The organism is Ureaplasma parvum serovar 3 str. ATCC 27815 (genome assembly GCF_000019345.1).
GTDB classification, from domain to species: domain Bacteria; phylum Bacillota_I; class Bacilli_A; order Mycoplasmatales; family Mycoplasmoidaceae; genus Ureaplasma; species Ureaplasma parvum.
In genome coordinates, this window is sequence record NC_010503.1 from 110,976 (window position 1) to 126,314 (window position 15,339).

Genomic DNA, 15,339 nt, shown 5'->3' on the forward strand with positions numbered 1-15,339 from the left:
TCTAATTCGTTAATCTTTTTCTAATTTAAGAATTTTTATTTATAGATTTGTTTTTTTTAACTCATTGGTTATTTTAATTAATTCATTAATACTATAAATTAGAAACATTTTATTTTGATTAGAAGCATTTTGAATTTAAACTTTATATCTATAATACAAATTTTGTGTTTTTTATAATTTTATAAATTTCTTATTAAGAAATACAAAGATTAAATAATATAATTAATGATTAGTACAATAATTTTTAAAATATAAAGAGGTAATTGATGTTCAAAGCAATGATAGGTAGTATTGTAAGTAAACAAATGTCAAAAAAATTAAAAAATGCGACAATTGTTGAAGAAGATATTAAAGAATTATTAAGCGAGATAAGAATAGCATTATTAGATGCTGACGTTAATTTATTAGTTGTTAAAAAATTTATTAAAAACATCAAAGAAAAAACAATTGGATTGTATGTTGAAGCAAACCAAAAGCCAGCAGATCTTGTTTTAAAAATAATTAAAGATGAATTAGTTGAAATTTTAGGAAAAGAAAATAAGCCAGTTAACACAGCTAAATCACAATTAAAAATTATGATGGTTGGTTTACAAGGTTCAGGTAAAACAACAACTACTGGTAAATTAGCTAATTATTTTAAAAATAAATACAATAAAAAACCATTATTAGTGGCGGCTGATATCTATCGTCCAGCGGCGATTGATCAATTAAGAACATTAGCAAAACAAGTTCGTGTAGATTTTTGAGAAGAAGGAACACAACGCCCTGATTTAATTGTAAAAAATGCTTTAAACAAAGCTGATGAAAATGAAAATAATTTGATAATTGTTGATACAGCTGGACGTTTACAAACAAACGAAGAGTTAATGCAAGAATTAGTAAATGTTAAAAAAACACTAAATCCTGATGAGGTTTTTTTAGTTGTTGATGCTATGGCAGGCCAAGACATTATTAACGTTGCTACAGAATTCAATAATTGATTAAAATTAACAGGTATTATTGTTACTAAATTAGATTCAGATGCACGTGCTGGAGCTGTTTTATCATTAACATCGTTATTAAATATACCAATTAAATTCACAGGTACTGGTGAAAAAATAGGATCAATTGATAGTTTCTATCCAGAACGAATGGCTGATCGAATTTTAGGTCTTGGTGATATCATGACTTTAGCAGAGAAAGCAGCTGATGTTATTGATGAAAAACAAGTTCGTGGTTCGATGCAACGAATGATGGCAGGAAAAATGGATTTAGAAGATTTAATGCGTCAAATGAGTCAAATTAGTAAATTAGGTAGTTTTTCAGGAATAGCTAAGATGATTCCTGGATTGAACAATATTTCTGAAAACCAAATTGGTGATGCTGAGAGCAAAATGAAAATATGAACAATTTTATTATCAAGTATGACTTTAAAAGAACGTCGTGATCCGCGCGTTTTTAAAAAAGAACCATCAAGACGCATACGGGTTTTAAAAGGATCAGGACGTTCGCCTGATGAATTAAATAAGTTATTAAAACAGTGGGAAGTGTCACGTGATAAAATGGCAGAACTTGGTAAAATGTTACAAAAAGGAAAAAATCCTTTTAGTAAATCTGGTGGGTTATTTAGTTAAAAATGGTTATACACCATTTTTTTATTTTATTTAATATAATAAATTGTTGAATAAGAAAAAATAAAACACTATCTTAATAATTTTTCTTATTATTCCATATATTTTTAAAAACAAAATAATCAAAATAAAAAAATACAATAAAACCAAAATTAAATTTATCTTTTGAATAAAATTATTAACAATATTTAATATATGGAAAAATCACATAAAAATGAATAAAAAAATAAATTTGAACAGCAGTTTAGCTTATATTGGTTTTTTAACACGCCTTATTATTGTAAAAAAAACAACATATCTTTTACCGATCATAACTTTATTAATTACATTAATTATAGGAATTGTTGTCGGCTGTGTTGTTAAGCAAAAAACACAATTTTTGATAATTTCATATGTAATGATCATGTTTAATTTATTAATGACAACAATTTTTGCTTCACTAAAAGCATTAAATATTTTTAAGGATTTTAGTGAAGATGGTATTGATATTTTAGTAATTTCTAAACCAATTAGCCGTAAAAACATTGTTTGATCAAAAATTTTTTTCTTCGTCCTAACAGGTATTGTTTGAAGTCTAGTTAGTTTTTTAGGACTATTAATTTTTTATTTAATTAGCTTTAATTTTGCTAAAAATGTTAATTATTATTGAATCTTAAGTTATATAAGTCCTTTTATTTGTTATTTAATTTTTGGGTTAATAACAAGCCTTTTAGCTTTAAAATTAAATGCAAAAATAAGTATTTTAATTCCTTTTGTTAGTTTTATTCCCTTACTTACTATTGGAATTATTGCGAACTTAGTTAGTCAAGTCCAATCACAAGCCTTTTTAAGATTATTAAAACAAAAATCAACAAACAATATTGAGGCTTTTTATTTAAATAATAATTTAGATCAATATTATTTAATTAACACAGGTTTTTTTAATCATAAATTTAATGAAAATCAAAATTTAGAAATTATGAACGCTTATTTAAAAACTAGAAGTTTAGCAACTTTTTGACAAGTAAGTAGTTGAATTCTTCCTGTTTATCAATTAGCTGATGTTTTTAATAAAAGTGATTATGAGCCATTTAGTGATTTTATTAAAAATCAAGTAGATCAGATTTTATATGCCAATAATTTAGCATCAAAACAATTTAATTATCAGTTAGAAAAAAATAGTAATTCATTAATCAATTTTAGTATTAATAATGATAAAAGTTTTTTAATTCCAAGTTTGTTAAAAAACGATTCTCAAAATTTAATTAACAATAACTTAAATCAAGAAGTAATTTATGCAATTGACAATTGAAAAGATCAAACGATCGAATATCAAAAAAACAGTTATACACAATTAAGTAGTGATGATATTGTTGGTTCGCTTAAATGAATGATTATTAAAGAGGTATTAAACGTAAGATCGTTTAATACATATGCTAATAATTTATTTAAAACACTTGATCAAAAAGCAAATCAAAAACAAATCTTAGATTTAATTTCAAATAGTGTACAAAAATTTGATTTCAATAAATGAAACGATGAGAATGCTGATTTATTTAAAAAGGATTTTAATAAATTATTAATTAAATCAAAAACTGAACAACAAATATATTTAGCAGTTAGTTTAATTTATTATCTATATTTCAATCCACACTATACGAATTTACTAAAAATTTTATTAGTTGATCATCAAAATAATTTACAATATAAAACACAATTAAAAATAAATTTAAATAATAAAAATTATTTAATTGGCGGTTTTAAAAGCTACTTACTTCATCAGATATTGCCTCAAGAAAATGACGATGGCATAGATGAATTAAAAAAAGATAAAAAGATTCGTTACAGATATAGTTTAGAACAAGGCGGAAATTATTTATTCGATTATGTCCAACAAAATTATAGTTTTAAAAGAAAGCAACAAATTGTTTATAAAGAAGCTTACTGCGTAATTTGATTAATATTAATTTTTAGTTTATTAATTGGTACATATTATGGCTATAAAAGAAAGGACTATCGTTAATGAATAATGAATTTATTTTAGAAGTTAAAAATTTAACAAAAATTTATAAAAAATCAAACCAAGGGGTTTTTGATTTAAGTTTTAATGTAAAACGTGGCGAAATTCATGCATTTATTGGTGAAAATGGATCAGGTAAAACAACAACTATTAAATCAATTATTAATGCATACACAAATTACAAAGGATCAATTTTAATTGATGGTTTTGATAATAAAACCCCAAAAAGTCATGAAAAAATTGGTTATGTGCCAGAAATTGCTTTATTTCCTAGTGAATTAACAACTTTTCAATATTTATATTCATTTGCTCGTTTATCAAATTTAAATAAAAAACAAGCTATTGAACGCATTCATAATTTTTTAGAAAAATTTAGAATTAGTGATTTAAAAAATAAAAAACCAATCAATTTTTCATCTGGACAAAAAAAGAAAGTGATTTTAATTCAAGCTTTATTACACGATCCAGAGTTAATTATTTTAGATGAACCAACAGCGAACTTAGACCCATCAGCACGTCATGAATTCAATAATATCTTAAAAGAATTGCACGAACAAAACAAAACCATTTTTATTTGTTCGCATATTTTAAAAGAAATGGATACTTACGTTGATAGTTTGACTTTAATTCACAAAGGAAAGCTAGTATATAGTGGTCATAAATATGATGCATTAGAGAAAATCTACTATGACAGTGTTTTAAAAAATAAATAAGAATATCTTTCATTCTTTAAAAAAAGAACGAAAATTTTAATTATTTAATATTAATAGATATTTAAATTCTTTATAATTATACGAATACAATTAAATTAATTCAAATTAAGGAATTAATACTATGTTTAAAAAAAGAAGTTCAAGTCGTAAATGATTTATAATCTGTACTTCATTATCAATAAGTAGTATTGCTGTAGTTTCATTAAGTGCATGTGCTAACACAAATAATAAAATAGTAAACGCAGGTTTTATTTATAATGGATCAACAACCAACGACGCAATTACTGGTTTTGATGTAAACGATTACATAATTAAAGCGCCAGAAAATGATACTAATTTAAATCAACAAATTTTGAGAAATAATAATTATGAACAAAAACCAATTCTTTGAAATGATTATTTAAAAGAATATGATAGTGTTAAAAAACAACACGATCAACAAATCAAGAATTTTTATGAATATATTTGAATTAATGAAGCATCAAAATATAAAAATTTAAATAAAGTTATTGATATTAATGACCCCTATTTTATAAATTGATTTTTAAAATTAACGCCTAATACATTAAAAAATGATCTTTATAATTTTATTAATAATATTCGTAAAGACAACACTAAACCATCACTTGTTTTTTCATCAAGTGAACCACAAATTAAAGTTTGAAAAGATTTAGGAAATAATCAAAAACAAGTTTTAAATCCCAATCAAGCCATTTTTGAACCACTAACAGAACAAGATATTAAAAATAATATTAATCTTTTAGAAAAGAATAAGGCGTTAAGAGTTAGCATTAGTTTTTGGTATGCTTTAACAAATCAAAGTAGTGCTAATATTTTAATCAATGATCCATTTTATAAAAAACCTTCTGGGATTGCTTCAAATACTAGTGAAAAATATTTTATTAGGATTGAAGCATCACCGATCGCTTTAGATTTTAGCCAAACCGATCGATTAGAACGCGATAAATATAGTGCACAAACCACATCAATTAAAAACACATATAAAATGCGTTATTATTTTAATAATATTCGTGTTGAAAAACAAGTTACAAAGGTTAAAAACAATGCTAAACGTGGAGACCAAAACGCAGAAGAAAATTTTCCAAAAGAATTTTATTTCGGTGCTAATAGTAATGAAAAATTTAGCTTTGGTACACACTCATACACATTAAATAATGAAATCACACAAGCTTCATATGAACAAGATATTTTTAGTTTAGATCATAAAATTAAAAACGAATTAAAAAAATTAAATGAACAACAAATTTTAAAAGATATTGAATATGCATTTACTAGTGGTTATGATGTAGCAATTGATTCCATTGGTAGTATTTTTAACATTTTAAAAGGTGTTGCTAATGATTTAAATTTAAAAGAATTGTTTTTACAATCATCACAAGATTTTAGAAATTTAACTTATAACATTACACAACAGAATAATTTGACTAATTTAATCACTTTAATTACATCAAATCAATCATTAGGGATGGTTATTGATGGTTTTAAACCAATTTTAAAAGAAATTATTTATAATAATCCAAGTATTGACCAATCAGTTAAAAATACAATTTGATCAAAAATTGATTCAATGGATTTTAAAAATAATTTAATTGCTGAAATTGGACAAATTAGAACCTTACTTGATAGTATCTCATTAACTGAAATTAAAACCTATAAACCAATTATTAATAAATTATTAGAATTAATTTCTTTAATTGAAGCACGTTCTAAAAAAGACCCTAAAAATTATGGATTTATTGATGGTTTGGACGAACTATTTTCCTTCTTTTTAAATTTAAAACAAAATGATCTACCAAGTAGTATTAATTTTAAAATTGGTGATCAAAATTATACTTTATATGATTTAATTACTGAAGTTAAAAAAATTGCAAATAACTTAATTCCGCATGAAAACCAATATGACCCTAAAGACCAACAAATTATCAGTACCAATTATTTTTTAACAAAAATTAAAATTTTAGATTTGATTTCTTTAAACAAAAATGACCAACTTGATTATCATAAGGGTGTTGAAATGATTTTTAGTTTATTAAAAAAATTTCAAATAGCAATTCCCGAATTTATTTATAAAATTATTGATGAATTACTAATTCAAAATACTAATTGAAATAAAGAAAATATTAAAAAACTTTTAGATGCTATTTTATATCCAAAAATTACATCTAATGATCCTTCAATTAATGATTTAAAATCATATTTTAAATATGGGATTAGCAAGCCTGAAATCACAAGTAAAGAACTTGAATATGATCAAAACAATTTATTAATTAAGAAACTAAATATTAAATATCGTTATAAAGTTTTAGCTAATGCAGAATTTGATATTAAACCTTTATTTGATTTATTACCACAAAAACCATTAAGTTTTATTGATCTTGGTGGATTATGAGAACAAATCAAAAAAGAATTTCCTTATAAAATTGTTTTAGCAAAAAACGATTATGTTGATCATACAATTAGCATTAGTCAACCACAAGAGTTAACAACTTTAATTTTTAAAGACCGTAGTGATCATGATAAATATAAAATTGGTTATGTTTTTTATCCAACACACACAGTTCAAACCCATATGCCTAATTCTATGAAAGCAATCATTGAAAATATATCATTAAGAAACGATCGTTTATTACCTAATAAATATGTTGCTCAATTATTAAATTGGTTATTTTATAAAAAATGAGTATTCATAAATCCACTAGCGATTTATGAAACTTTTGAAGGTGATAAAAAGATTCCTAATGACAAAAATGTTAAATATTTAATCAAAGATAATTTAAACAAGTATTTAAAAAACTATGATTCAAATACATATTGTGAAGGCTTTGATTTCAAACATTTTTCTAATAATTTAGAAAATAAAGTTGGTAATCAAACAATTCGTAACTTAATTTTAGCTAAAATTAAAACTATTAAAACAGATGGTCAAGAATTATATCAAGACGCATTAGGACGAAAAATCATTGCAACTAGTGCTTATGATCAAATTAATTTAACGCTTCAAGAACTAATTGATTATAAATTGCTTGGATTTGGGAAAAAAGTTGATTTAAAAAAAGATGTTTATTTGAGTGCAGTTGCATTTAATTTTGGTTTAAACACTAACGATAGTGATCAAACAAACGTCTTAAATAATAATGATGAAATTAAATACAATCTAAATATTTTAAAAAAAGTAGTTATCACATTACACTTTACTAAGCCAATGTTAGATTTAAGTGATCCTAATCGCACTAAATTAGTTAATTCTTATACTTTTGTTGTTTAGTTTTGTTCATACATAAATTGATTAATATGAATGTTTTTTGGTGTAATTATAAGAGCATCATTAATCGTCATAATTTCTTTAGTCTTAATTCTGCAAACTATTGATAATAAAATTTTGTATTCAAAATCGTTTGAATCATTGTTATTTTACTTAACTACTTTTTGAATTTTTTTCATCACAATATCTTCTTTTGAAAAATTACTTGGTAATTGAATATTTTCTTTTCCAATATAATTTTTATATAAATCTATTAGCATTTGGAAATTAATGATCATTTTCAAAATTTTCTGCCTTAGAAATCGATTTGTTAAAGCTAAATTCTATTAAATTTTTTATAAAAGGAATTAAAGCAAATATATAATATTAGTTTTCTTTATCTTTCTTTTTTATACAACAAATTGCGATTCTTTGCAAACATCAAATCCCAATGATATTGTTCTATAAAAATCAAAATTATGAGTTAAAACTATTAAATTTGAAATTTTTATTGCATATATATTTTTATAATCAAAAGAATCAGCAATATCATTAATCACAATAAGAGTTTTCTTATTATTTTTTCAATTTTTCTTTATTAAATATTACATTTAATAAATATAAAGACCTTTTTTCTCCTTGACGCAAAAGTATTGTTTTTTTAATTTCGAGCGATTTAAAATTTTTAACACATTATTTTTTTGAATTGAAATTTAATTTTTGGAAAACTTTCTCCAATAAGGATCATTTTCTATAGCATCTCGTAGTGCTATACTCTTAGAACCTTCTAATGATTTTATTATTTGTTTGTAAGCTGAAATATTTTTAAATTCTGATTCAATTTCTTTTATTTTATTTTCAAGTTTTTATACTTTTAATTTCTATATTTTCATTAACAAAAAATTATTAGATTTTAAACTTTTTAATATATTTTTTAATTTTGAAAGGGAAAAACCCTTAGAAGAAATTTATGATTTTGAAAATAAATATCCTTTATCTTTTTTAAAATTGAAGAATCAAAAATATTTGTCTATTTAACTTCTGGAATATATGAATTATTTTTATTATTTATTAATGATTTTAATTTTGATAATAATAAATCATCACCCTTATTAAAAAATGAATTTAATTCTTCTTTTAATTCACAAACCCTTTTTTCTAATGAAATTTTTCAATTTTTAATTTAGATTTTTCTTCTAAATCTTGTTTTAAATCTTCATGTATTAATAAATCTGAAGCATATTTTGATTCATAATAATTTTCAAAACTGTTTAATTACAAACACTTCATCACTTCTTATTTCGCGACCATCTACAGGTATTTCATACATAGGTGTTACAAAAATTTGGTCTTTTATTTCGCTCTGTTTATTTTTTTGTTTTTTTGAAAGTATTTGCTAATGAAGTTTTCATTAATCTATTTTTATCATAAATTGTAATTATATTTGATCTGGTAAAATAAATGTGTGTTCCATTTTATCTATACCAAAACAATTTTCTAATTTACATTTAATTTTATTTAAATTAATAATCTCATTTCTTTAAAAATATATGCTAAATTATATAATTAAAATAAGTACTAATTGTAACGCTATTATTGTTTCAAATATTTTTTATTTTAATGTTCATTTAACCACGGAATTTTTCAAAATATTCGAGTAATTTTTCAGTAGCATTTTCTTTTATTTTAGACCTATTACTATTCTGATTACTTTTTTTAAAAAAAGAGGTAGGAGGCATTAAATTAACAATATCTACTCCATTTTCATTAAATTCATTATTTTCAAATGCTTTTTTCATAAATTCAAATGTTTTTTTGTTATCTAATTTATTTTCATTAATTATTTTTATAAGCTCACTTTCTTTTTTATTTTTAATAAACTTACTCCATTCATTAAAAATATCAATTTCATCCTTATTAGGTAGTTTATTAATTTCATTAACAAATTCAATAATTAAATCTTTCTTTTTTCGCGCTTTTAGACTAGATAAAATATCTCTTTCTAGATCGTGATATTTAACTTCTTTTAGATCTTTTTTGAGCTTTTCATTCATTAACTTAAGAATATAATCAACACCAATATCTTGTTGACTAATTAATTCAATTTTAAAATCAAGATCACTAACAATGCTATCTGTTTCCATACGTTTTTTATCTTGATATTTATCACGCAACCCGATATATATACTTTGATAATCTTGCATTTCTGTACCAATAAGATCATCGTTTTGTTCAAATTCACTAAATTGTGAAAGCAAATTTTTATATTTTAAAATATCACCAAAAAGTTTAATAAAAATTCTTTCCTCTTCTTTTGTTCCATTAAAAGGAATTTTAAAGTTACTTTTTAATTCTTCTACTAAGTTTCGATAACCTTGTATATATTGATTATCTTCATTATAATATCCTTCATAATATTCTTTAAATGATCTTAAAATAGCGATCGAAGAATTAATATTGCTCTCTGATGAAAATAATCTTAAAGCTTCATTCACTTCATCTTCTAAATTTATGAAAAAGACAATATTACCATTTGATTTAACACCATTAAGAATTCGATTGGTTCGCGACATTGCTTGAATTAAACTATGATATTTTAGTTTTTTGTCCAATCATAATGTATTTAAAGTTGTTGCATCAAAACCTGTTAAAAACATATTAACAACGATTGCTATATCTAAGCTTCGATCCTTTAATCTCAAGCTAAAGTCTTTATAGTAATTATTAAAATTAGCATTATCTGTTGAGTATGATGTCCCAAACATTTCATTATAATCTTTAATCGCTTCATCAAGAAAATTACGTGAATCTAAATCAAGTTGATTAGTGTTTTCGTTATTCTCATCTAATAGTTCAAAATTAGAAAGTTCATTATCATTACTTTCTTGTTCGCTTGGTAAATAACTATAAATTAATCCAATTTTTAATTTTTCTTCTTGAGGAAATTTTTGTTGTTGTTTTTTAAATTCTGAATAATATATTTTAGCTGCATTAATAGAAGAGCAAGCTAGAATAGAATTAAATCCATTTAGTGTTGTTAATACTTTATTTTCGCTTAATTTATTTCTGCTAGTAATAACTTCATTTATATTAGCAATCTTATTATGTTCAAAAAATTCTTCATTTCTTTTGGTTAAACGATTATAGTTTTTTAAAATAAAATCAACAATTTCAGAAATACGAATCGGATTTTCCAAAGCTTCTTTTTTATCTATTCCAGTTGATGATGTTTCATCGTCAATGTCATCTTTTTCGCTAAGTGTTTTATAATACTCCGTTCTAAAACCTAAAACATTACCATCACGAATAGCTTTATCAATTGTATATTTATGTAAACAAGCTCCAAAAAGATGCTCTGTTGTAAAGAAAATATTTTTATTTTTGACATTACTATTTTCTTCTAAAATAGGTGTGCCTGTAAACCCAAAAATCATATATTTTTTAAAAGATTTTTTAGTAATTTTTTTATGTAAATCACCAAATTGAGAACGATGACATTCATCAAAAACAAGAACAACATTTTTAGAATAAATAGGATGTTTTGGATTTTTACTAATGAATATGCCAAGTTTTTGAATGGTTGTAATAATAATTTTATTCTCTTGATTTCCAATTTGCTTAGCTAGTTCATTAACATTTGTATTAGCACTAACACATCCTTTAGAATACTTTTCATATTCTTTTGTTGTTTGATAGTCTAAATCTTTTCGATCAACAACAAATAGAACCTTATCCACACCTTCAATTTCTTTTGCTAAAGCGGCAGTTTTAAATGATGTAAGAGTTTTTCCGCTTCCTGTTGTGTGTCAAATATAACCACCAGCGCCTGTAGTTCCTAATAATTTTTTATCATTTAAAGAAATCTTAATTCGATTAATAATTCTTTCAGTTGCAACAATTTGGTATGGTCTTAAAACCATTAACGTATTATCGCTTGTAAAAACACAATATTTTGTCAAAATATTTAAAATAGTATGTTTAGCAAAAAAGGTCTGACAAAAATCGATTAAATCAAGAATTTGATTATTTTTTGAATCAGCTCAGTATGATGTAAATTCAAAAGAATTACTTGTTTTTTTAGAGTTTGTATTATTTCTTTCTTTTATAGAAGTTTCTCTAGTTGTATTTGAATAATATTTAGTTTGTGTACCATTAGAAATAACATAAATTTGCGTGTAAAGATATAAATCTGTAAACGAATGATTTGCATATCTTTTAATTTGATTAAAAGCTTCTTTAAGATTAGTTCCTCGTCTTTTTAGTTCAATATGTACTAATGGAAGTCCATTAATCAAAATAGACACATCATATCGTGTTTTTTGTTGATTATCTAAATTGTTATTTTGATATTGATTAATAACTTGAATAGAATTATTATGAATATTATTTTTATCAATTATCTTTATATTTTTGGTGATACTATCTTTATCTTTTTTTAAAGGGTAGCTATAATCTTCATGAATTTTTTTTGATCTTGCTTCAATTCCATCATTAGGATTTAATAAATAAGTACTTAAAAAAGATTCTCATTCATTATTAGTAAATTGATAATTATTAAGTTTTTCGATTTGTTTTCTTAAATTATTTTTTAAATCATTATTATTTTTAATAGGTAAGTATTCATAACCTTGTGCAATTAATAATTTAATAAATGTTTCTTCTAATTCAGCTTCACTTTCAAATTTATTCGAATGAACTTTAATTGATTTAAATTCAGCAACAACCGTTGAATTTTCATGTTCTGCTAATAGTACCTTATTTTCCATAATATAAAAACAAACTCCTTTTAATATTTTTTAAAATCTAATAATTTATTTCGATAGTATTCATATTGTTTTTTGCGTTGTTTGATTTCAAAAGGTAATCCTACGCCAATATCTTTTGTATATGCTTCTAATTTATCTAGGATTTCAACAATTTTATTTTGGATTGAAATGTGAGGGATAGGAATTAATAATTCAATAATCTCTATCATGTTTGGATGTTTTACAGATGCACCACGATAATTTTCTTCAATAAGCATTTTATTTGCTATCAAAAAATAGTAAATAAATTTTAAATTACATTCTTTTTTGTTTTTTTGTGAAAAAATTATATTTAAACTATCTATGAAATAACCATTATAGTATTTTATTATTGGAGAACCACCAGATGGCAAAGCAATTATTTCGCCATAATTAATATTATTATCATTTTCATTATATTTTATATATCCATCATACAATCCTGTTGAAAGAAGTTTAACATTACCAAAATTACACTTTTCATATCGTTTTAATTCGTTTGCAGATATATGCTTAAATGACAATATTTCATTTTGTTTTTCTTTTGGAACTCCTTTAAATTTTTTGTCAAAATTAACTATTTCTCAAAGTTTTTTATATTTAACATTGTTTTGAACTAATTTTTCATATATATTCTTTAATGTTCAAATGTAATCCCTACTTAGCTCTCTCTCTCTCGTGCTATATTATCAAAGTCTAATAATTTATTACGATAATATTCGTATTGTTTTTTACGTTGTTCGATTTCAAGAGGAAGTCCAGTATTAATATCTTTCGTATATGTTTCCAATTTATCTAAAATCTCAACAATTTTATTTTGGATTGAAATGGGCGGAATAGGGATTATGATTTCTTGCATAACATTACTCATTAATTTTGGATTTCCTGATGCTTGATTTACATGTTTTTTAGTAATTTTTCTCAAAATAAAGCTCAAATATTTTGTGTTTAAATTAGAATTAATGAACTTGATCTAGGTAATTATCAAGATAATACAATCGATGTGTTCGGTGATGCTTATGAATACTTAATGAGTATGTATGCTGCAAATGCAGGTAAATCAGGGGGAGAATTTTTCACCCCTCAAGAAGTTAGTGAACTATTAGTAGAATTAACATTAATTGATTTTAATAATGAAAATAAAGATGTTAGAAGAAAAATTGGAAAAGTTTATGATCCATGTTGTGGTTCTGGATCATTACTTTTAAAGTATGCAAAATTAAATGAAGGAGTTAAATTTTATGGTCAAGAAATTAATCTTACTACGTATAATTTAGCAAGAATTAATATGTTTTTGCACAATATAGGTTATGATAAATTTGATATCAAATTAGGTGATACATTACTAGATCCTAAACATAATGATGATAAACCTTTTGATGCAATTGTTTCAAATCCTCCATATTCAACAAAATGGGAGGGAAAATCAAATCCTTTATTAGCTAACGATGAGCGATTTCATGTTACTCAATTAGCACCTAAAGGAAAAGCTGATTTTGCTTTTGTATTGCATATACTTCATAATTTATCTTCTAGTGGAACAGCAGCTATAGTTATGTTTCCAGGAACTTTATATCGAGATCATGCAGAACAAGATATTAGAAAATATTTAGTTGATAATGTTAATGTTGTAGATAGTGTGATTCAATTACCAGATAATCTGTTTTTTGGAACAAGTATTTCAACATGTATTATAGTTTTAAGAAAAAACAAAAACAACAATGATAATGCTAATGGTATCTTGTTTGTTGATGCATCAAAAGAATTTGTTAAATCTGGTATCAAAAACAAATTAACCAATGCTAATATTAAAAAAATAGTTGATACGATTCGTTTCAAAAAAGAAGTAACTTATTTTTCAAAACTTGTATCACGAGAAGAAGTTAAAAATAAAAACTATAATTTATCAGTTAACACATATGTGGAAAAAGAAGACACGTCAGAAAAAATTGATATTAAATTATTAAATATGCAAATTAAAGAAATTGTGGCTAAAATCGAAAAGTTAAGAAAAGAAATTGATGAAATTGTTTTAGAATTAGAAGAATAAATTATGAATAAAATTGAAAAATTAATTAATGAGTTCTGCCCTAATGGAGTGGAGTTTAAAAAATTAAAAAATATAATTACAGTGGCTCCTAAATCACCTTTTGGAGTTACAAAACTTTTAAAAATGGAAAAGGGAAATTATTTAACAATAACATCAGGGAAGAAATCATTTTATGTTGACAATTTTTTAGTTGATGGAGAATATATATTTGTTAATGATGGCGGTCAAGCAGATATAAAATATAATTTTGGAAAAACAATGTATTCTGATCATATATTCGCATTCAAAGTAAATGAATATAACACAAAATATCTTTACTTCTATCTATTAAATATTTCTAATTTTATTAATAAAAAATTGTTTATAGGTAGTACATTAAAAAATTTAAATAAAAAAGAATTTTTAAATCTTGCAATCCCTATTCCGCCCATTTCAATCCAAAATAAAATTGTTGAAATATTAGACAAGTATACAGAATTAGAAACAGAATTAGAAACAGAATTAGAAACAGAATTAGAACTTAGAAATAAGCAGTATATATATTATCGCAATGAATTACTAAACTTTAATAAAAATCAAACATTATTAAAGAAAATAATGGACAGTGATGATATAAAATCTATTGATCATAAAATTGAGTTTAAAAAGATTGAATATGTGTGTGAAATAAAAAGAGGTCAAGTATACTCTAAGGAATTTATTAATTCTAATAAAGGAAATTATCCAGTATATTCATCACAAAGTTTAAATGATGGTGTTTTAGGAAATATTAATAAATATGATTTTGATGGTGAATATGTTACTTGAACTACAGATGGTGCATATGCGGGAACTGTTTTCTATAGAAAAGGCAAATTTTCAATAACAAATGTGTGTGGAATATTAAAGGTGTTTGATAATTCTAATTAACAAACTTAAAAA

The 15,339-nt window shown here is 23.5% G+C and carries 11 protein-coding genes; 6 read left to right on the top strand and 5 right to left on the bottom strand.

All coding sequences use genetic code 4. The features are described 5' to 3' along the window. The first annotated feature begins 266 nt into the window (after window positions 1-266). From ffh to UPA3_RS00495, 4 genes are all read left to right on the top strand, one after another. A complete protein-coding gene (gene ffh / locus UPA3_RS00480; protein WP_006689022.1) occupies window positions 267-1,613 on the top strand; it encodes a signal recognition particle protein in 1,347 nt (448 codons plus the stop codon). A gap of 211 nt (window positions 1,614-1,824) precedes the next feature. Then, window positions 1,825-3,612: an ABC-2 transporter permease gene (locus UPA3_RS00485; RefSeq protein WP_006689010.1), complete on the top strand. Its 1,788-nt coding sequence runs from the start codon at window positions 1,825-1,827 to the stop codon at window positions 3,610-3,612. Next, window positions 3,612-4,322 (top strand): ABC transporter ATP-binding protein, encoded by a 711-nt coding sequence (locus UPA3_RS00490; RefSeq protein WP_006688981.1) that lies wholly within the window; start codon window positions 3,612-3,614, stop codon window positions 4,320-4,322. The genes UPA3_RS00485 and UPA3_RS00490 overlap by 1 nt, the downstream gene beginning before the upstream one ends. Window positions 4,323-4,443: 121 nt before the next feature. Then, complete coding sequence (locus tag UPA3_RS00495) at window positions 4,444-7,608, top strand: hypothetical protein (RefSeq protein ID WP_006689039.1); 3,165 nt, start codon at window positions 4,444-4,446, stop codon at window positions 7,606-7,608. Window positions 7,609-7,754: 146 nt separating this feature from the next. Here the strand turns inward: UPA3_RS00495 and UPA3_RS03320 are convergent, their stop codons facing one another. The 5 genes from UPA3_RS03320 to UPA3_RS00510 form a co-directional block, all read right to left on the bottom strand. Beyond that, a complete protein-coding gene (locus UPA3_RS03320) occupies window positions 7,755-7,883 on the bottom strand; it encodes a hypothetical protein (RefSeq protein ID WP_006688744.1) in 129 nt (42 codons plus the stop codon). Between the two features lie 111 nt (window positions 7,884-7,994). Then, window positions 7,995-8,144, bottom strand: coding sequence for a hypothetical protein (locus UPA3_RS03270; protein ID WP_012316997.1), 150 nt, complete (start codon window positions 8,142-8,144; stop codon window positions 7,995-7,997). A gap of 1,068 nt (window positions 8,145-9,212) precedes the next feature. Then, window positions 9,213-12,350: a type I restriction endonuclease subunit R gene (locus UPA3_RS00500; protein ID WP_006689104.1), complete on the bottom strand. Its 3,138-nt coding sequence runs from the start codon at window positions 12,348-12,350 to the stop codon at window positions 9,213-9,215. Window positions 12,351-12,370: 20 nt separating this feature from the next. Continuing rightward, window positions 12,371-12,892 carry a restriction endonuclease subunit S gene (locus UPA3_RS00505; protein ID WP_010891674.1) on the bottom strand — a complete coding sequence of 174 codons (522 nt, stop codon included), beginning with the start codon at window positions 12,890-12,892 and terminating at the stop codon, window positions 12,371-12,373. Between the two features lie 137 nt (window positions 12,893-13,029). Continuing rightward, a complete protein-coding gene (locus UPA3_RS00510; RefSeq protein WP_231140601.1) occupies window positions 13,030-13,293 on the bottom strand; it encodes a restriction endonuclease subunit S in 264 nt (87 codons plus the stop codon). 33 nt (window positions 13,294-13,326) lie between these two features. Between UPA3_RS00510 and UPA3_RS00515 the strand changes: the two genes are divergently transcribed. Beyond that, entirely contained in the window at window positions 13,327-14,418 is a 1,092-nt protein-coding gene (locus UPA3_RS00515; protein ID WP_269207881.1) for a type I restriction-modification system subunit M, read from the top strand. Window positions 14,419-14,421: 3 nt separating this feature from the next. Beyond that, entirely contained in the window at window positions 14,422-15,327 is a 906-nt protein-coding gene (locus UPA3_RS00520; RefSeq protein WP_010891676.1) for a restriction endonuclease subunit S, read from the top strand. Window positions 15,328-15,339 lie beyond the last annotated feature (12 nt).